Here is an 18328-nt window from a genome sequence, read left to right on the forward strand (position 1 = left end):
GAACATCAAGTGGCTGACGCCGCACTCCACTTCGAGCGCCCGGCCGAGGATGTACTCCAGCCGGTTGGCCGCCCCTTGCAGCCGGCCGAACGCCAGAATGAGCTCATGGTCGGCGGCCTCCTTCGCCGTCCTGATGTCCGCTTGCTCACCCACGGCCGCACCGCCCCCTCTCGTCGTCCCGGCACCACCGTACCGATCATGTACGGGACGGGCGCGGCGGCGGGGTCGGCTGGATCAGTCGAGCGGACGTGACCCGAGCGGCAAGCGGCCCCCTCGGTCCGGGCTGCCGCGTACACCTCACCGGACGACCAAGCCCGCCCCATTGAACGCCCCGGACGCTCGGGGGGTGCAGGTACTCGGACTCCTTGCCCGTCAGCCATGATCGGGCGGCGATCGGCTCGTGCGTGGTGTGCGGCGTCCAGCAGGCGGGCGTAGTCGGTCTCGGTGAAGCCCTTGTGCCGGTTCGTGGCGGGGCCGCGGTCGAGGTGGATGCGGTAGATCAGTTGTGGCCTGCGGCTGTCTTTGGTGCAGATCAGCGGGGCCATCGAGACATGTTTCGTGCCGGCGGCGGGGACCTTCGCGACCGGTGTGGGGCCGCGGTGGCCCCAGGTGCGTCCCTTGGGCGGCCCCAGGCCCTGCGGCGATCTTCAACTCGTCCCCTCGGTGGCTTCACGGGTCGGGATCTGAACGCTCCAGCCGATGCGGTGCAGCAGCCGGTCCAGCCCGGCCGGGGTGCACTCGAGGCCGGACCGGCTTCCCACGCTGCCTCCAGAGCGCGCAGTTGACCCGCATCAAGCTCGCCCCGTGTCCCGAGCCAAATGCCGCGCCTCTCATCGGCTTTGATCAACCGGCGTTGATGGTTCCACCACCGGCCAGTTCACCTCCGTCGACGACGAACTCAGCACCGGTTGCGAAGCTCGACTCGTCGCTGGCGAGGTAGACCACGATTCCCGAGAGTTCCGCGGGATCCGCGATCCTGTTCATGGGGTTCGGCTCAGCGTCGCCGCCCAGGCCCTGGATCATCGCCGTCGCCACAGCCCCCGGATGCACCGAGTTGACGCGGACGCCGACCGGAGCGAGTTCCAGGGCCAAGGACTTGGTGAGGCCACGTATGGCGTGCTTGGAGGCGTTGTAGCCCAAGAGGCCGGCGAAGCCACGGAAGCCCGCCACCGACGAGATATTGATGATGGAGGCAGGCGCGGCCGAAACCAGGCTGGCACGTGCAGCCTTGGCTCCCAGGAACTGACCCGTCAGGTTGACAGAAATGATCTTCTCCCAGTCACTGACACTGCAGTCCTCCAGCGTTCCGAAGCTCAGGATGCCGGCGTTGTTCACAAGCGTCGTGAGGGAGCCGAACGTGTCCGTCGCCGTCTTGACGGCAGCTTCCCAAGAGGAATAGCTGGTCACGTCAAGGTGCGCGAAGACGGCGTTCTCGCTGCCTATCTCTTGGGCTAGGGCTTCACCTTCGCCATCCAGGATGTCCCCGACGACGACCTGCCCGCCTTCGGCAACAACCGCACGAGCGTGAGCCGCACCCATCCCGCGTGCGCCTCCGCTGATAAGAACTACCTTTCCTGCAAGCCTGTTCACGATGCGTAGACTCCTCGTTGCGTTTTCCATCTCGGCGGGCGCCTGGAAGCCGCTCCGTGCGGCCAGGGCGAGATCGAGTGTTCAAGTTGACGATCGTCACGACACGTCCCAGGGCAGACCGTTGTAGCGAGCAGCAAGCTGCGCCCGCCTACAACGACAGTCATGAGACGGGGTGAGCACGGTCAGTCGGAGATGACGGCCGAGCGGCGGATCCACTCGCTTCCGTGTGCCGCCTGGTGCATGAAGGCGGCGACGTCCGCCCGGCTGATCTTGGGGTTGCCCTTCATCGGCAGCCGGTCATCCGCGCGGTACGTGCCCCTGGCCGGGCCATGGGTCAGCATGGTCGGGTAGACGACGGTCCAGTCGAGGTCGCTTGAGCGGATGCTGTCGTCGGCGACTTCCTTGTTCTCGTAGAGCCACCGGAGGAAGGTGCGGTACATCACCTTCTGGAAACCGCTCGACCACGCGTAAGTGTGGCCCACGCCGAACGACGACAACCAGATGAGGCGGGAGACGCCCGTTTCCCCGGCCGCGGCGATCAGGGCCGCCGAGGAGCCTGTGAAGAGGGCGTCGGCGGCCGCCGACTTGCCTCTGCCCAGAGCGGAGATGACAGCGTCCTGTCCGGCCAGGGCAGCGGCGACGTCGCGACGGGAGGTCGCGTCGCCGGTTACCACGGTGACCTGGTCCGCCAGGTCGCCCAGCCCCGCCGGGTTACGGACCAGGGCGGTGACTTGGTCACCCGAGCGCAGGGCAAGGTCGACGACATGACGACCGGTGGGTCCGGTCGCACCGAGGATCAACAGCTTCATGGTATGGCCATCTTTCGTCTACGAAGTCGGGTGAGGTCGGCATCAGGCGAGGTGGGCGCGCTCTTCCTCGGTGAGGGTGAGCGGCGTCGGCTGTGTTCTCCTCCAGGCGGGAGAGGGACCCTGCAGCACCGTGCCGTCCCTCGGCCCGATTACGTCCGGTGTGCGGTCAGTGTGGAGCGCCGGTCCCGCGCAATTCGCGGGTCCGATCAGCGCGGTGGGCGGCGAACTTCGAACGCCCGTGGCGGGCGGGCGGATCGTTGGATGGGACACCCCGTCCGGAGTGGCGCTTCCGTCCATGTCGGCGCCCGGTGATGAAGGGAGGGCGATCAATGTCGCCGTCGGCCTCGCCCGGGCTCACGCGCCGCAGCCGTGCGTCAGATTACATAGGTCTCGCGGACCGGTGGCGGAAACAGGTCTTCACAACTCAGCCGCAGCGCCGTCAAGCCCTGCTCGTGAGCGAAGCGGAGAAAGGCGTCGATCGTGGCCCGGTTGGGTTCGATGCCATAGGGCCAGAGATCGGGACCGAATATTCCCTCAGCAGAGCGAGTTATATCCGGGCCCCACGGCAGCGGGAAATGCGGTGCAGTGGAATCGCGTAGGCGCACCAGACTGCGGTTCTTTGCGATGTTGAATGCCTTGGCGAGATTCCCGGCCGCCCAGGGATGGCGCTTGTACACGTCCGCTCTGAGCACGATCAGGTGCATGATGGGGAAAACTCCGGTACGCCGGTAGTAGTCTTCCTCGACCGACTGACTCTCACTGAACAGCTGCACGATGCGACCAGAGCCGTCGGTAAACCCCTCGGGTGGGTGTGGAACCAGGATGGCGTCGAGTTCGCCACGGAGAAGTAGCTCGTTCAGAGAACGTTCTCGCTCAGGATGGACCTTCACACCTGCGGGAAGGTTTATGGGAAGGGTTTCGATCCGGCCCGCTTCGTTGATCCCGCCTTGAACCCACTGCACCTGGGTGAGATCTATGCCGTATTCATGCTGAAGCAACGCCCGCTGGTACACCGTGGCTGTAACAGTCCACTCGGGAATGCCGATTCGGGCCTGGCCGAGTGCGGCAGGATTATCCAGCGGTCCATCGCTGCGGATGAAAATCCCCGAATGCCGGAACGACCGTGAAGGAAAGACCGGCAGACCGACCAAGGAGTCGTCGCCGTCGGCCACGAGTGAGCAGTACTTGCCCAGGGACATCTCGGAGATGTCCCATTCCCGGAACTTCGTGAACCGAAAGAAGATCTCCTCCACCTCGTAGAGCAGGCACGTGAGGTCGATCCCGTCGGTGGGCACACGGCCGGTGACGAGATCACGAACCTGGTCGGAATCATTGATGGCAAGCGTCAGGTGGATGTTTTGCCGTGCGCTCATAAATGTGTCAGCCTCCGGCGACGACGATGTTCTGGGCCGTACTCCCACTGCCGCATCCACGGCGAGGGAAAGCACCGGTTTGATGGTTTCGGGCAGCAGCCTGCGGCGTAAGGGCGCTTGCCCCGCGGCGATCCGGCGACACTGTTCCGACGTGCAGTCCCCTGTTGGTGTCCGTGCCCACCGGGTGCGAGGGGGGGCTCGACCCGACACCTCTCATGTCTTCGCCCTTCTCTGCCGGGTTGGCCGGATGACAGCAGCTCAACTGCAGGCGAGTACGTCGCATGGTGGCTAGGTCGGCGCCATGGTGCTGAGCCGTCGGGTGGGCGGTGTCGCCGAGCGGCGTCACCCGCCCGTTGGTCCAGCTGTCCAGGGTCTCCTGCTCGTGCATGACCCAGCGTCGCTCCCGGTTGACCAGGGCGAGGGCGGCCTGCTCAGGTTCGCCGGACGCGGGTTTGCTTCAGGCGAAGGAAGCCAGCAGTGCTCGGTACACCGCACCGTGTCAGGGGTGCAGGATGAGCTTGCCGCGTGAGTGTCCGGCTTCGCTGAGGTCCTGGGCCCTGGCGGCCTCGGTGAGCGGCAGCGTCTGGTCGATCCGGACGCTCAGCCGGCCCTCGGCCGCGAGACGGGCGTAGTCGGCGAGCTGCGGTCCGAACGGGCGGGTGGGGCCTCCGGAGAGGATGATGCCCAGTTCGGCGGCGCGAGGGTCGGCGATGGTGACGATGCGGTCGGTGGTTCCGCCGCGCAGTTCGACGGACGCTTCCAGCACGTCGTGACCGGTGGCGTCGAAGACGGCGTCGATGCCCTGCGGAGCGGCGGCACGGACCCGGTCGGCCAGGCCCTCGCCGTAGGTGACGGGGATCGCACCGAGGGAGCGCAGGTAGTCGTGGTTGGCCTCGGAGGCGGTACCGACCACGACGACGCCGCGGGACACGGCGAGCTGAACCCCCACAGAGCCCACCACCCCGGCTGCCCCGTGGATCAGCAGGGTCTCCCCTTCGGTCGGCTTGAGGATGTCGAGCACGCGGTCGCAGGTTTCGACGGCCACGGGCAGCGCGGCAGCCGTCTCCCAGCCGAGTCCGGCGGGCTTGGGCGCGAAGTTCGCGCTCAGGGCGTACTCGGCGTAGGAACCGGTATCGGTCCAGCCCAGCACCTCGTCCCCCACCGAGACACCGGTCACACCCTCACCCACCTCGTCCACGATCCCGGCCGCCTCGGCACCGGCTACCGCAGGGAAGGAGAGGGGGAACATGTCCTGCAACCAGCCCCGGCGCACCCTGGAGTCCAGAGGGTTGACGGACGCGGTCACCACCTTCAACCGGATCTGGCCGGGGCCCGCATGCGGTTCCTCGGTCTCCGCCACCCGCAGAACCTCGCTACCGCCGTACTCGTTGAACACAATGGCCTTCATGACCGCTTCTACCTCTCGCATCCTTGCTCTGAACTGGGTTTGTGCGGGATCGAAGTCCTCTGTCGTCGTGAGCCCGCGGAGGACGACAGGGGTCACTCGCGCTTCTCGGCCAGACGGCTGAAGGCTTCGAGGGACTCGGGGTTGCGGACCGCCCCCTCGGACACCACCGCCGGGCGTGGGTGCCCTTGAAGGAGCCGCTTGACCGGTATCTCCAGCTTTTTTCCGGTCAGGTTGTACGGGATGGCCGGTACGGCGATGACCTCGTCCGGCACATGCCGCGGTGAGAGCCGCTCTCGAAGCGCCGAGACGATGCGTGATCGAAGCTCTTCGTCCACCTCTGCCGTCGGCGAGGCGGGCTCGACGAAGAGGATCAGCGTCCCGGGTCCGCCGGACGGGTCGTCGATGTGGACGACGAGGCTGTCGGCAACCCCGACGACCTCGCCGAGCACGGAGTAGAACTCGCTCGTGCCCAGACGGATACCGCCACGGTTGAGGGTGCCGTCGGAGCGGCCTGTGATCACACATGCACCGCTTGCGCTGAAAGTCGCCCAGTCCCCATGGCACCACACGCCGGGATAGCGGTCGAAGTACGCCTGCCGGTATTTCTTGCCATCAGGGTCGTTCCAGAAGAAGACCGGCATCGAGGGCATCGGCTCGGTGACGACGAACTCTCCGGGCTGTCCGACGACCGGGCTGCCGTCCTCATCGAAGGCCTGCGCGTTCACTCCCAGCATCCGAGTCGCGATCTCCCCGGCGTGCACCGGAAGCATCGGGTTTCCTCCGACGAACGCGGTGGCCACGTCGGTGCCGCCGCTGGAGGACTGCAGGAGCACGGTGGGATTCACCGCGCCGTACACCCACTGGAAGGCCTCCGCGGGGAGGGGCGAGCCGGTCGAGACCATCCCTCTCAGACGGGACAGGTCGAAATGATCACCTGGTCGCATCCCCGCCTTGCGGCAACCCACCAGGAAGGCCGCGCCGCAGCCGAAGACCGTCACGCCTGTGTCTTCGACGACGCGCCACAGGCCGGCGGCGTCCGGGTATGCCGGGTTTCCGTCGAACAGCACGATCATCGCCCCGGTCAGCAGCCCTGACACCTGAAAGTTCCACATCATCCAGGTGGTCGTGGTGTAGACGAAGAACCTGTCGTGAGGGCCGAGGTCGCACTGGAGCGCAAGAGCCTTCGCGTACTCGAGCGTCATGCCGCCGTGCGAGTGCGTGATCGCCTTGGGCAGGCCGGTCGTGCCCGACGAGAACAGCACCCACAGTGGATGGTCGAAGGGGACCCGCTCGAACTTCGGCCGCGCCGGCTCGGCCAGCAGTTCCTCCCAGCGCAGGAGGTCCGCGGGTGCGTCCTCCGGGAACAGATAGGGAACGGCGACCGTGACCGCGAGGCTTGGCAGAGCGCCGCGGATCCTGTCGACTTCGGGCCGCCGATCGATGTCCTTGTCGCCGTACCGGTAGCCGTCGACGGCGAGCAGAACCTTCGGTTCGAGCTGGGTCAGTCGGTCGAGGACGCTCTGCGTACCGAGCTCGGGCGCGCACACTGCCCAGGTGGCGCCGATGCTCGTCGTCGCCAGCATCGCGATGAGTGTCTCGGGGATGTTCGGCAGGTACGCCACGACGCGATCTCCCCTGCCGACGCCGAGACGGCGGAGCGCCGCGCCCACACGGGCGACCGCGTCGCGCAGTGCGGCTCGCGTCAGCCGGATCTCGCCGCGCGTCTGTGACAATGCGGTCACCACTACATCGTGGTCACTGCCGCGCAACATGTTCTCGGCGTAGTTGAGTCGCACGTCGGGAAACCAGCGTGCTCCCGGCATCGAGCGACTGGCGAGCACCACGGTCGGGTCGCCGTCGGCGAGGATGTCGAAATGGTGCCAGATCGACTGCCAGAAGCCGTCGAGGTCGTCCACCGACCACTGCCAGAGCTCCTGGTAGTCGGCGAAGTCCCTCCCTCTCGACTCGTCCAGCCAGGTGGCGTAGCGGCCGATCCTGCTGGCCGCCACGGACTCGGGCGTCGGCTCCCACAGCACCTGCCCGGTCATCGCCGCGGCTCCACCAGGGCGCGCGCCCTGCACACAACCGGTCGCCGACTGAGCTGGGCCGGTCCTGACGACGTGGACCGGGCCGCGAAAGCGATACTCCCCGCCGCTTCACCACAACCATGGTCAAGACGCAGGTCTCCGCCGATCCGGAACAGCGTGACCTCCGACGGCAACTCCGCCCATGCCTTGGTGAGATCGAACATCGGCCCTGCACCTTTCTGCCGCGGACAGGAGCCCGTCGGCTCCATTGCCGGATCGAGTCGTTGCCTCGGCTTCATTCTGCAGCAAATCACCAAACATTCAATATTTCAAGGTCCATCAGGAGTCGCGTGTACCTCGGCCATCACGATGCCGACGGCACAGCTCGCGAAGTCACCCAGTTCGTCGCGCCGGACACCGGCGATGTGCTCGCTCACCAGAGGGTTACCGGAATCAAATATTCAATGATTCAATGTTTCACGCCAAGCCGTTGGCCTGACCGGGCGGGCACAGGAGAAGGGAGAACCACTCATGGGACGACTCGACGACAAGGTCGCCTTCATCACCGGTGCCGCACGTGGACAGGGCCGGTCGCATGCGATTCGGCTGGCTCAGGAGGGCGCGAAGATCATCGCCTCGGACCTCTGCGACCAGATCCCGAGCGTGTACTACTCCCTCGCCACCAAGCAGGATCTCGACGAGACCGTCCGACTCGTCCAGGCCGAGGGTGGCGAGATCGTGGCCCAGCCGGCCGACGTCCGTGACCGGGGCACGCTGCGAAACGTGTACGACGCCGGCGTCGCCGCGTTCGGCCAGGTCGACATCGTGGTGTGCAACGCCGGTATCAACAGCTGGATCCACCAAGGAGTCGAGGAGAGTGCCTGGTTCGACACGATCGCCGTCAATCTCACGGGCGCCTGGAACACGATCGAGGTGTGCACTCCGGGGATGATCGAGCGCGGTGCCGGCGGCTCGATCATCATCACCAGTTCGGCCGCGGGCCTGAGCAGCCTCGGCATCAACGCCCACCCCGGCAACCTGGCCTACAGCGCCTCGAAGCACGGACTCGTCGGCCTCATGCGGCGCTATGCGTCCGAGTTCGCCCGACACTCGATCCGGGTCAACACCGTGAACCCGGGTGGCGTCGAGACCCCGATGGTGACGAATCCCGAGTTTCAGCAGTTCGTCGAGGAGCATCCGGAAGTCACCGCCAACGCGAGGTTCGCCAACCCGCTGCCCGTGGCACTGCTCGCCCCGGCCGATGTCAGCAACGCCGTCGTCTTTCTGGCTTCGGACGAAGCGCGTTACATCACGGGCATCACCATGCCTGTCGACGGCGGGTATCTGAACGGATGACTTCGTCCGCGGCGACGGCAGCACGTCGGACGACCCATTCGTCGCCGGTGACCGGCACGGGCCGAGGGTGACGGCAGGATCGCAGCCGACTCATCGCCGCCGGGAGTCCCGTGCCCCGTCCAGTGCGACTGAGACACCGTCCGCTGCGGCGGTCAGGGCCGCCACGAGCCTCTTCACCCGGCCTGCCGAGTACCGCACGCTGGGCAGGGACACCGACAGGGCCGCGATCGTGGTGCCACTCCGGTCGGTCACCCCGCACCCGATGGCGACGACACCGCGCTCGGATCGCTCCAGGTTGACGGCGACGCCGCTTCGCCGAACGACCCGGAGCTCGGCGTGCAACTCCGTGAGGTCCGGGCGGTCTTCGGTCGCATCGGCCGGGAGGTCGGTGTAGAGCGCGGTCACCTCGTCGTCGGTGAGGGCGGCCAGCATGACCAGGCCTCCGCTCACTTGGTGTGCGGGGAAGACCATGCCCTCCCTGTTGCCGACGCGGAGGGCCTGTCCGCATTCGATCGAGGCGATGAAGCGGACGGTACGGCCGGTGCGGATGGTGAGGTTCGCGGTCTCGTCGAGAGTGTCGACGAGGGTCTGCAACGGGCCGAGGGCTGCAGACCGGAGGGCGCTGACGTTCGACTGGGCTTTGGCCGCCATCTCCAGCACCGGGCCGACCCGATAGCTGCGGTCGTCGTTCTGTACCGCGAAGTCCCGGTACACGAGTGTGGAGAGCAGCCGGTGAGCACTGGAGCGGGCCACTCCGAGCCGCCGGGCGGCCTCCGACACGGTGAGCGGTCCCTCCACTTGCAGTATCACCGCCAGCTGGAGGGCATGGTCCACGCTCGTCACCCCGTAGGCAGGCGGGTTCTTCATCGACTTGGCCACGGGTGCCGCCTCTCCCAGGTCTGTTCTGCTGAACAGAATCTACTGTTCCAGGGAGGGGAAGGCGACGCACGGTGGGGGTATGAGCGAAGAGGACGACGTCGTCTCCCCCCTGCACCTCACCGCCGAGGACCGGCCGGACCAGCCGCCCGTCACGCCCGAGCTGGAGGACCTCTACCGGGACTTCGAGAAGGCCCTCCTGGTGCCGCTGTGGACCCGGATCGGCGACCTGATGCCCGAGCATCCGCGGTCGAAGGCGCAACCGCACCTGTGGGAGTGGAAGTCGCTGGTCGAGCTGGCCGCCCGGTCCGGCGGCCTCGTGCCGGTGGGCCGAGGCGGAGAGCGTCGGGCCATGGCCCTGGCCAACCCGAGCCTGGGCGGCAGGCCCTACGCGACTCCGACCCTGTGGGCTGCCATCCAGTACCTGATGCCCGGCGAGAACGCACCCGAGCACCGGCACACCCAGAACGCCTTCCGCTTCGTGGTGGAGGGCGAAGGCGTGTGGACGGTCGTCGAGCGCGACCCGGTGCCCATGCGCCGGGGCGACTTCCTGCCGCAGGCCGGCATGAACTGGCACGCCCACCACAACTCGGCGAGCACGCCCATGGCGTGGATCGACGGTCTCGACATTCCCTTCCAGTACGACATCGAGGCGCAGTTCTTCGACTTCGGCCGGGACGAGTTGTCCCAGGAGGAGCACGCGACGCCCGAGCGGTCGCGTTCGGAGCACCTGTGGGGCCACCCGGGACTGGCACCGGTCTCGCAGCTCGGGCGCCGGGAGGGCACTCCCCTGCTGTGCTACCGCTGGGTGGACACCCACGCCGCGCTCACCGACCAGCTGGAGCTGGAACGCCAGGGCCACCCCGGCACCGTCGGACCCGGCCACGCGCTGGTGCGCTATACCAACCCCACCACGGCCGGCGACGTCCTGCCCACCATCCGCGCCCAGTTCCACCGCATCGTCCGCGGCGCGGAGACCGCTCCGCGCCGCGAGACGGGTTCGTCGGTCTACCAGGTCTTCGACGGTTCCGGCCGAGTGACCGTGGGCGACTTCTCCTGGTCGGTCCAGCGCGGCGACCTCTTCGTCGTCCCCTCCTGGCAGCCCCTGTCGATCCGGTCCGAGGCCTCGCCGTCCGACTCCGACTCCGGCGCGCTCGATCTGTTCCAGTTCAGCGACGCCCCGCTGTTCACCAAGCTCGCCCTGTTCCGCACCCACATCGAGGAGAACGCGTGAAGCTCGCCACCATCCGAATCGGCAACCGCACCACGGCGGTTCGCGTCGAGGGCGACGCCCTCGTCGAGCTCGGGCTGCCGGACGTGGGCGCCGTACTGGCATCGGCCGGCGGTCTGGAGGCCGCGGCCGCGGCCGACGGTCAGCAGTACGCGGGCACGGACGCCGAGTTCGCCCCACTCGTGCCCCGCCCCACCAAGGTGGTGTGCGTCGGCCTCAACTACCAGAAGCACATCAAGGAGATGGGCCGCGACCTGCCCGAATACCCCACCCTCTTCTGCAAGTTCGCGGACACCCTCGTCGGCGCCCTCGACGACGTACGGCGTCCGGTGGAGACCGAGCAGTTCGACTGGGAGGCCGAACTCGCCGTGGTCGTCGGCCGACAGGTCCGGCGCGCGAGTGAAGCCGAGGCGGAGGCCGCCATCGCGGGTTTCACCGTCCTCAACGACGTCACCTGCCGCGACTGGCAGTTCCGCACCCGCGAGTGGCTCCAGGGCAAGAACTGGGACTCCACCACCCCGCTCGGTCCGTTCCTGGTCACCACCGACGAGGTCGGCGGCCCGCGCCCCGCGCTCGACATCCGCTGCGAGGTCAACGGCCAGGTCATGCAGCAGGACAATACCGGCGACCTGCTCTTCGACCCGGTGCACCTGGTCCGCTACGTCTCCACGATGATCCGCCTCAACCCCGGCGACATCATCGCCACCGGCACCCCCGGCGGCGTCGGCCACGCCCGCAAGCCGCAGGTGTTCCTCCACGAGGGCGACACCATCGTCACCGAGATCGAGGGCCTGGGCCGCCTCGAGAACCGCGTCGTCTCCGAGGGGGCACGATGAGAACCCTCCGGACGACGCTGACCTGGGCGGCCGAGGGAACCGACCTGTGCCGCAAGGCCGTCGCCGACCTCGACGAGGAGGCGTACGGCGCGCCCTCGTCGCTCCCCGGCTGGACCCGGGGGCACGTCGTGGCCCATGTGGCCGGCAACGCTCGGGCCCTCAGGAACCTCATGCACTGGGCACGCACCGGTGAGCCCACCCCGATGTACAGCTCGCCGGAACAACGCCTGGCGGACATCGAGTCGGGCGCGCGGCTGCCCGCCGCATGGCTCACCGCCTGGTTCGAGGAGTCGGCGCAACTGCTGGCCTACGCGATGTCCGACCTGGCCGAGGAGCAGTGGCAGGCGGAGGTACTTACCGCCCAAGGGCGGACCGTTCCGGCGAGTGAGGTCCCGTGGATGCGCACCAGGGAGGTCATGGTGCATGCCGTCGACCTGGACACGGGTATCCGATTCGCCGACCTGCCCGAGGAGTTCCTCGCCGAACTGCGTCACGACATCGTCGGCAGGCGCGGCAGCGACACCGTCCCAGCCGTCCAGGGCAGCGACGCCGACATCACCGCCTATCTGGCGGGCCGCCCGTACACCGGCGTGACGACCGACAACGGCTCCCCGGCCGAACCCCTGACTCCGTGGCTGTGATCCCTCGGGAGCGAGACATGAACACCACAGACACCCCCCGCCGCCCCGACGTACTGGTCGTCGGTGGCGGAATCGGCGGTCTCTCGGCCGCGCTGGCACTCACCCTCCAGGGCCTGCGAGTCCGCCTCTACGAGCAGGCCCCGGAGTTCGGCGAGGTCGGGGCGGGACTGCAGCTCGCGCCGAACTGCACGCGGATCCTGCACGACTACGGGCTCTTGGACGAGGTCGTCGGACTCGGCGTCCTGCCCGAGCACATGATCATGAAGGACGCCCTCGACGCGAGCGAGCTGACCCGGGTCGACCTCAAGGACATGGAACGCCGGTACGGCTTCCCGTACCTGGTGACCCACCGGAGCGACCTGCACGGCGTCCTCCTGCGCGGCTGCGAGCGGGCGGGAGTGGAACTGGTGACCGGCACGCGCTGCGTGACGTACGAGAACATCGAGGGCGGCGCGTGTGTCACCTTCGCCGACGGCCGGAGCGACGAGGCCGAGGTCGTCCTCGCCGCCGACGGGCTGCACTCCATCGCGCGAACCCTGCTCGTCGACGACGAACCCGTCAACTCGGCGTACGTCGCCTACCGTGGCGCGGTCCCCATCGAGCAGGTGCGCGCCAACGACGTTCACGAGAAAGACGTCGTGCTGTACGTCGGACCGCACTGCCACTTCGTCCAGTACCCGCTGCGCGGCGGCCGGATGTTCAACCAGGTCGCGGTGTTCCGGTCGCCGAAGGCCCTGGCCGGCCAGGACGACTGGGGCACCCCGGACGAACTCGACCGGGCCTTCGAGGGAATGTGCGGCCCGGTCCAGAAGGGCCTGCCGTCGATGTGGCGCGACCGCTGGTGGCGGATGTTCGACCGTGAGCCGCTCATGAAGTGGGTCACCGGCCGCATCGCCCTGCTCGGCGACGCGGCCCACCCGCCGCTGCAGTACATGGCCCAGGGCGCCGTCATGGCCGTCGAGGACGGCTGGGTGCTGGCCCAACACGTGGGCGCACAGCTCGCGAAGCGGTCCGCGCGGGGTTCCGGTGTCGACTGGGAGACGGCACTCGCCGCCTACGAGGCCGTACGCCCCGAACACTGCCGCCGAGTGGTCCTCACCGCACGACCCTGGGGCGAACTGTGGCACCACTCCGGCACCAAGCGGGAACAGCGCAACGCCGTGTTGCGCGCCCGCGACACGTACGACTACGCCTTCATGGACTGGGTCTACGGCCCCACGGCGCTGACTCCCGACCAGGAGCCGCCCATGTATCCGACGATCCCGCTGGACTCGGTGCGGGTCTGAACCGCGTGCGCGTCGGCTCCGGCCTTCAGGACTCGTGCGAGCCGGAGCCCGCTTGGAACGCGGCCAATAGCCTGAGCGTGGTCGACAGCGGGGAGCAGCGCTCTCGAACGCGCCGGGATTTCTGCGGCGCCCGGTGCTGAATCGAGTGATGCCGCGCCGAACGATCCCCTCAGTGCAGATCGTGGTGCATGGCGGGGCGAGGATTTCGCCGGGAGGAATGCCCCCGGGGCACGGCCGTCGGCTGTTCCGGGGGCGGAGTCGCTCCATCGCGTGAGACGTCAGCGATACGGCGGCGGACGGACCATGGGGCAGGAGCCGTGTTCTCAGGCCTCCCAGTCTCCCGGGTCCAGGGTGAGTGCCACACGTCCGATGTTGTTGTCGTCCTCCATGTAGCGGTGGGCGTCAGCGGCACGGGCAATGGGGAACGTGCGGTCGAGGACGGCACGGAATCCGCGCTCCACCTGCGTCCACAGTTCCTTCACCGCGGCCGCGTTCCCGGTTCGTACACCGATGATGCGGTAGCAGTCGGAGTAGACCCTCCGCAGGTCTATCTTGACCTGGCCGCCGAGGAAGGCACCGGAAGTGACCACGGTCCCGCCGCGGGCCAGGGTGCCGATGGTGGCGTCCCAGAGGGCCGGGTCACCGAGGTTGTCGACGGCGATGTCGACGCCGTAGCCGCCAGTGACCTCGCGCACTCGTTCCACGAAGTCCGGGGCAGTGCCGTCGAGCACGACGTCGGCTCCCGCGGCGGCCAGTGCCCGGCGTTTCTCCGGCGAGCGGGAGGTGGCGATGATCCTGGCGCCGAGGTGCTGGGCGAAGGCACCCGTGGTGGCGCCGAGCGCGGAGGCGGCGCCCTGGATGAGTACCCAGTGCCCGGGGCGGAGCCCCGCCTGGGTCAGCTGGTTGGCGGCCACCGCGCCGAGGAGTGCCAGCGAGGCCGCCATCGCGGCCGGAATGCCGTCCGGCACCTCATGGACGTTGCGAGCGGGCACCGCGCAGTACTCCGCGTAGGCGCCGGGGCGGTGTGTGCCAATCACGGTCAGTTCGTCGCAGACTTCCTCGCGGCCTTCCGCGCAGAGGTGGCAGTGACCGCACGAGACCGCAGGCAGCACGGCCACGCGGTCCCCCACCCGGACGGAGTCCACGCCCTCTCCCAGCGCGGCGACGACGCCGGAATGGTCCGCGCCCAGGACGTGGGGCGGCGTGATGGTGGCGTAGGGGTGGTCGCCCGCACGTGCCGTGAGGTCGAGCAGCCGGCCGATGCCGACCGCGGCGACCTGCACGAGCACCTCACCGGGGCCGGGGCGGGGCGTGTCGATCGTGGCCTGCTCCAGGACGTCGGGAGGTCCGAACCGACGGAACAGCATGGCTCGCATGGTCGCCGGAACCGGCAGCGGTTCCGGCCAGCCCAGCCGGGGAGCGGTCGAAGTGCTGCTCATGACGCCACCACCGTGTTTTCCAGGAGGCCTATGCCCTCGATCTCGACGACTACTTCGTCTCCGGCGGCGAGGAATTCGCCACGGGGGAAACCGACGCCGGCCGGTGTGCCGGTGAGGATGACATCCCCGGGCTCCAGTCGGGTCAGGCGGCTGGCCGCCGCGATCACCTCAGGGATCTTCACCATCATCTGCGCGGTGGAGGAATCCTGCTTCAGCACTCCGTTGATATGCAACCGGATCCGCAGGTTCTGCGGGTCGGGGATCTGCCAGGCGGGGACCATGCCGGGGCCGAGCGGGCAGAAGCCGTCCTGGCCCTTGTGCGCGAGCCAGTCGAAGGCGAACGGATCGGCGACCGGGTTGGCGGCCTTGATCCGGTCCCGGGCCGAGATGTCGTTCGCCACGAGGTAGCCGGCCACATGGTCCATGGCCTGCTCGGGCGTCAGGTTGCGGCCGCCTCGGCCGATGACGACGGCCAGTTCGGCCTCCCAGTCGACACAGGAGCCCGGATGGGCGGGCAACGGCACCTGGTCGCCCGGTCCCGTCACGGTCGTCGTCGGCGGCTTGAGGAAGAAGAACGGGTCACTCAGCTCATCGGGGCGTTCACAGCCCATCTCGGCGATGTGGTCCCAATAGTTGGCACCCGCGCAGAGCACCTTGCCCGGATACGTCAGCGGCGGGGCGAGTCGGGCGCCGACCACGGCGTCCGACGCCGTCGGCGTCCAGTCGCGCAACAGTGGTGCGAGCGCGTCCCACCGGCCCAGCACTTCCATCAGCGTGAGGCCTTCGGTGCAGGGTGGCCCCTGGACCACGGTCCCCTTGGCGCTCACACCGACGGCGATCTTTTCCGAGTCGTCGACCCGGTACTGCACCAAGGCCCATTCAGGCGGCGTCATGCGTTCCTCCGACAAGCGGCTCTGTTAGCAGCAGGACCATAGTGCATACACATTAGGATGGGAAGTGGGGCGGGGGAAGACATGCAGGTGGTAACGGACGCCGGCTTCCATCGATCGGGGTGGGGGCATGGTCGGCCCCCTCGACCGCGGCCGCCGGCCCGACGGCCCACATCGCAGGGGGTGCACGATCCGGCGAATCCTGGTCGCCCGGTGCGCGCCCACCGGCCGACGTACCATCGCCTCAAATGCGAGGCACGGCCAGCGCTACCACCAGGTGATACAGGGTCGACATCGGGGTGCGTCCGCACGGCGCCGCCCCGCACACCACAGCATCTGCGCCGTAATCGCGGCCGGGAAGCCGCACCGTGCCATGCGGCTCGGGGCGAGCCGTCACCCCTGCAGCGCCTCGGGCGATCGCCGGCCCGGCCTTCCTCGGCCCCCGACGGGAAGCCTGTGATGTCCTGGAAACGGCGGACATGACCTACGGCTTCAAATCGGAAAAGGTTCCCAAGATGCCTGGACGTTACACCAACATAGGTGTACACACTTATAGGGCTCGTGGGAACGTGGGTCCGGAAATCGAGGAGAGCACATGTTGCGTGTCAAAGGCCTTCTGCACTACGGACTCGAGGTGCCCTCGCTGGATACGGGCGCGAACTTCTACAACGCGTTCGGACTGGATACGGCTGAGCGCGGCAACGCGGTGGTGATCCGCTGCGACGGCCGGGAGCAGGACCAGACGGTGCTGATGGAGGGGCCGGTCAAGCGGCTGCACCACGTGGCCTTCGCCGTGGAGCCGGGCTCGCTGCCCGAGTGGCAGCGCCATCTGGAAGGTCTCGGCCTGAAGCTGCTCGACGCGCCCGCCGACGTGCCCGGCGGGCTGTGGCTGCGCGATCACGAGGGCAACCTGATCAACCTTCGTGACGAGGGGGTCGCGCCCTGGCGCGCCTTCGGCACCACCGACGCGCAGGATGCCAACGTCGGCGACCGGGTGCGTCGGATCGACCAGGCCCGCTGGCTGACCGCGACAGAGAAGCCCCGCCCCCAGCGGCTCGGGCACATGCTGATCTTCAGCTCCGATCTGGACGCCTCCGAGGCCTTCTACACCCGCACCCTCGGGCTGGGCCTGTCGGACCGTATCCGCGGCATCGCCACGTTCATGAACTCAGGGCCCGGCGACCACCACGTCTTCGGATTCGTCCCGGCGGCGCAGCCCGGGTTGCACCACTCCAGCTGGATGGTGGCCGACATCGACCAGATCGCCATGGGGGCGCAGAACATGGCGGCGGCGGGCTACCGGAAGGGCTGGGGCCTCGGCCGTCACACCCTCGGCTCGAACCTCTTCCATTACATCCAGGACCCCTGGGGCAGCTGGATCGAGTACTCCGGCGACATGGACCGCATCACCGAGGACTGGAAGCCGAGCGACTGGGACTGCCCGGCCGCCGTGTGGTGCCCCGAGATGCCGGCCGACTTCATCACCAACCAGGAGCAGGGGCCCGCCTGACCCAAGAGGGCTCCAAGAGGATGCCCTGCAGACCTTGCCGCATATTCGGGTGGCTGTGGTCGCACTGCAGGACGGCATTGGCCGGCACACCGGAAGGTCGCTCTGGACCTCGGGCCGGAAGGCGGAGTGCCTCTCAGCGCTCGGTTTGGCCCTCATCCGCGTCGATGATGCCGACGGCGTGGCGGTGACATCGCCGTCGGGCCGGACACGGCATCACGAGTGACCGTTGCGGGCGATCCCCAGTGCCGTCCGTGTGGCCGCCGGTTCGTACTCCGGGGCGATGTCGGCCAGGACATTCAACGCGGTACGCGCGAGGTGCCGGGCGATCACGCGTGCCGCTTCTGCCGGGTCATTGAGCCGCAGCGCCTCCAGCAGCGCTTCGTGCTCTGTGTGTGCGCGGCCCCACGAACTGGGAACGCCCAGCTGGGCCAGCCGGATGTAGCGCTCGGCGTGCTCGCCGAGCGACGCGATCATGCGCTGCAGATGCGGCCCCACGGACTGGGTCGCGACGCGATGGAACTCCTTGTGCGCGGCGTGCCACTCGTCCGACTGGTCGTTGCCCGCCAGTTCTCGCATGCGCTGCAGCACTTCGCCCATGTGTTCAAGATCCTCGGCCGTGAGCGACTTGGCCGTCATGCTCACAGCGAGTGTTTCGAGCATGATGCGGGCCCCGTAGACACCGTCGAGGTCCTGGGGATCCACTGCCCGCACCCTGGCTCGCTGATCGGGCTCCGCCTCGATGAGCCCTTCTTCCTGGAGCAACCGGAACGCCTCACGCATCGGCGTGCGGCTGACGCCCAGCTGCCGCGCCATCTCGGCCTGGAGCAGCGCCGACCCCGGACGCAGTTCGCCGCTGAGGATCATGTCCCGCAGCTGTCCGTGAACGTCAAGTGCCAGTCGGCGTCCGCCCGCGGCCTGCCCCGGTGTACCGCTCGACGGCCCGGATGGGACTTGCGCCCTGCTTCCGTTCTCCGCCGACCGCTCCGTGGGCACGTTACTTCGCCTGTCCATGCCAGGAGTCTACCCAGGTGTATGCAGGTCAAGTGCACGAAAGGA

Annotated in this window: 15 protein-coding genes and 2 pseudogenes; 6 read left to right on the forward strand and 11 right to left on the reverse strand. The window is 68.2% G+C overall.

Features of this window, described 5'->3' with window-relative positions:
* From ACWC09_RS42095 to ACWC09_RS42125, 7 genes and pseudogenes are all read right to left on the reverse strand, one after another.
* Nucleotides 1-153 (reverse strand): annotated as a pseudogene (locus ACWC09_RS42095) (MarR family winged helix-turn-helix transcriptional regulator); the annotation flags it as partial.
* A 254-nt stretch (nucleotides 154-407) separates the two neighbouring features.
* Nucleotides 408-791: pseudogene (locus tag ACWC09_RS42100) on the reverse strand (winged helix-turn-helix domain-containing protein); the annotation flags it as partial.
* Between the two features lie 52 nt (nucleotides 792-843).
* On the reverse strand, nucleotides 844-1590 hold the full coding sequence (locus ACWC09_RS42105) for an SDR family oxidoreductase (protein ID WP_450856332.1): 747 nt from the start codon (nucleotides 1588-1590) through the stop codon (nucleotides 844-846).
* A gap of 182 nt (nucleotides 1591-1772) precedes the next feature.
* Nucleotides 1773-2399, reverse strand: coding sequence for an NAD(P)-dependent oxidoreductase (locus ACWC09_RS42110; protein ID WP_450856333.1), 627 nt, complete (start codon nucleotides 2397-2399; stop codon nucleotides 1773-1775).
* A 374-nt stretch (nucleotides 2400-2773) separates the two neighbouring features.
* Nucleotides 2774-3847, reverse strand: a complete 1074-nt coding sequence (locus ACWC09_RS42115) for a hypothetical protein (protein WP_450856334.1) — start codon at nucleotides 3845-3847, stop codon at nucleotides 2774-2776.
* A gap of 424 nt (nucleotides 3848-4271) precedes the next feature.
* Nucleotides 4272-5180, reverse strand: a complete 909-nt coding sequence (locus tag ACWC09_RS42120) for an NADP-dependent oxidoreductase (RefSeq protein ID WP_450856335.1) — start codon at nucleotides 5178-5180, stop codon at nucleotides 4272-4274.
* Between the two features lie 92 nt (nucleotides 5181-5272).
* Nucleotides 5273-7228 carry an acetoacetate--CoA ligase gene (locus ACWC09_RS42125; RefSeq protein ID WP_450856336.1) on the reverse strand — a complete coding sequence of 652 codons (1956 nt, stop codon included), beginning with the start codon at nucleotides 7226-7228 and terminating at the stop codon, nucleotides 5273-5275.
* A gap of 510 nt (nucleotides 7229-7738) precedes the next feature.
* Between ACWC09_RS42125 and ACWC09_RS42130 the strand changes: the two genes are divergently transcribed.
* Nucleotides 7739-8563 (forward strand): mycofactocin-coupled SDR family oxidoreductase, encoded by an 825-nt coding sequence (locus ACWC09_RS42130; RefSeq protein WP_450856337.1) that lies wholly within the window; start codon nucleotides 7739-7741, stop codon nucleotides 8561-8563.
* 90 nt (nucleotides 8564-8653) lie between these two features.
* Here the strand turns inward: ACWC09_RS42130 and ACWC09_RS42135 are convergent, their stop codons facing one another.
* A complete protein-coding gene (locus ACWC09_RS42135) occupies nucleotides 8654-9442 on the reverse strand; it encodes an IclR family transcriptional regulator (RefSeq protein ID WP_450856338.1) in 789 nt (262 codons plus the stop codon).
* 79 nt (nucleotides 9443-9521) lie between these two features.
* Here ACWC09_RS42135 and ACWC09_RS42140 point away from each other — a divergent pair, with 79 nt between their 5' ends.
* Genes ACWC09_RS42140 through ACWC09_RS42155 form a run of 4 tightly spaced genes read left to right on the forward strand, consistent with a single transcriptional unit; the run spans nucleotide 9522 to nucleotide 13433 of the window.
* Entirely contained in the window at nucleotides 9522-10673 is a 1152-nt protein-coding gene (locus ACWC09_RS42140) for a cupin domain-containing protein (protein ID WP_450856339.1), read from the forward strand.
* Nucleotides 10670-11506: a fumarylacetoacetate hydrolase family protein gene (locus ACWC09_RS42145; RefSeq protein ID WP_450856340.1), complete on the forward strand. Its 837-nt coding sequence runs from the start codon at nucleotides 10670-10672 to the stop codon at nucleotides 11504-11506. The genes ACWC09_RS42140 and ACWC09_RS42145 overlap by 4 nt, the downstream gene beginning before the upstream one ends.
* On the forward strand, nucleotides 11503-12147 hold the full coding sequence (locus ACWC09_RS42150; protein WP_450856341.1) for a maleylpyruvate isomerase family mycothiol-dependent enzyme: 645 nt from the start codon (nucleotides 11503-11505) through the stop codon (nucleotides 12145-12147). The genes ACWC09_RS42145 and ACWC09_RS42150 overlap by 4 nt, the downstream gene beginning before the upstream one ends.
* A 17-nt stretch (nucleotides 12148-12164) precedes the next feature.
* Nucleotides 12165-13433, forward strand: coding sequence for an FAD-dependent oxidoreductase (locus tag ACWC09_RS42155; RefSeq protein WP_450856342.1), 1269 nt, complete (start codon nucleotides 12165-12167; stop codon nucleotides 13431-13433).
* Nucleotides 13434-13756: 323 nt separating this feature from the next.
* Here the strand turns inward: ACWC09_RS42155 and ACWC09_RS42160 are convergent, their stop codons facing one another.
* Both ACWC09_RS42160 and ACWC09_RS42165 read right to left on the reverse strand, forming a co-directional pair.
* Nucleotides 13757-14872, reverse strand: a complete 1116-nt coding sequence (locus ACWC09_RS42160) for an alcohol dehydrogenase catalytic domain-containing protein (RefSeq protein ID WP_450856343.1) — start codon at nucleotides 14870-14872, stop codon at nucleotides 13757-13759.
* Nucleotides 14869-15765: a fumarylacetoacetate hydrolase family protein gene (locus ACWC09_RS42165; RefSeq protein ID WP_450856344.1), complete on the reverse strand. Its 897-nt coding sequence runs from the start codon at nucleotides 15763-15765 to the stop codon at nucleotides 14869-14871. Before ACWC09_RS42165 ends, ACWC09_RS42160 begins: the two co-directional genes overlap by 4 nt.
* A 592-nt stretch (nucleotides 15766-16357) precedes the next feature.
* Here ACWC09_RS42165 and ACWC09_RS42170 point away from each other — a divergent pair.
* Nucleotides 16358-17272: a VOC family protein gene (locus ACWC09_RS42170; RefSeq protein WP_450856345.1), complete on the forward strand. Its 915-nt coding sequence runs from the start codon at nucleotides 16358-16360 to the stop codon at nucleotides 17270-17272.
* A gap of 213 nt (nucleotides 17273-17485) precedes the next feature.
* On the opposite strand, the gene ACWC09_RS42175 is transcribed toward ACWC09_RS42170, so the two are convergent.
* On the reverse strand, nucleotides 17486-18283 hold the full coding sequence (locus ACWC09_RS42175) for a GntR family transcriptional regulator (protein ID WP_450856346.1): 798 nt from the start codon (nucleotides 18281-18283) through the stop codon (nucleotides 17486-17488).
* Nucleotides 18284-18328: the final 45 nt, after the last annotated feature.

The organism is Streptomyces sp. NPDC001617 (assembly GCF_053596855.1).

What these genes read in the sequence shown, in the direction of transcription:
- ACWC09_RS42175 (WP_450856346.1), bottom strand. Translation starts at nt 18,283, where the DNA reads ATGGACAGGCGAAGTAACGTGCCCACGGAGCGGTCGGCGGAGAACGGA.
- ACWC09_RS42125 (WP_450856336.1), bottom strand. Translation starts at nt 7,228, where the DNA reads ATGACCGGGCAGGTGCTGTGGGAGCCGACGCCCGAGTCCGTGGCGGCC.
- ACWC09_RS42130 (WP_450856337.1), top strand. Translation starts at nt 7,739, where the DNA reads ATGGGACGACTCGACGACAAGGTCGCCTTCATCACCGGTGCCGCACGT.
- ACWC09_RS42120 (WP_450856335.1), bottom strand. Translation starts at nt 5,180, where the DNA reads ATGAAGGCCATTGTGTTCAACGAGTACGGCGGTAGCGAGGTTCTGCGG.
- ACWC09_RS42165 (WP_450856344.1), bottom strand. Translation starts at nt 15,765, where the DNA reads ATGACGCCGCCTGAATGGGCCTTGGTGCAGTACCGGGTCGACGACTCG.
- ACWC09_RS42110 (WP_450856333.1), bottom strand. Translation starts at nt 2,399, where the DNA reads ATGAAGCTGTTGATCCTCGGTGCGACCGGACCCACCGGTCGTCATGTC.
- ACWC09_RS42160 (WP_450856343.1), bottom strand. Translation starts at nt 14,872, where the DNA reads ATGAGCAGCACTTCGACCGCTCCCCGGCTGGGCTGGCCGGAACCGCTG.
- ACWC09_RS42170 (WP_450856345.1), top strand. Translation starts at nt 16,358, where the DNA reads ATGTTGCGTGTCAAAGGCCTTCTGCACTACGGACTCGAGGTGCCCTCG.
- ACWC09_RS42155 (WP_450856342.1), top strand. Translation starts at nt 12,165, where the DNA reads ATGAACACCACAGACACCCCCCGCCGCCCCGACGTACTGGTCGTCGGT.
- ACWC09_RS42140 (WP_450856339.1), top strand. Translation starts at nt 9,522, where the DNA reads ATGAGCGAAGAGGACGACGTCGTCTCCCCCCTGCACCTCACCGCCGAG.
- ACWC09_RS42150 (WP_450856341.1), top strand. Translation starts at nt 11,503, where the DNA reads ATGAGAACCCTCCGGACGACGCTGACCTGGGCGGCCGAGGGAACCGAC.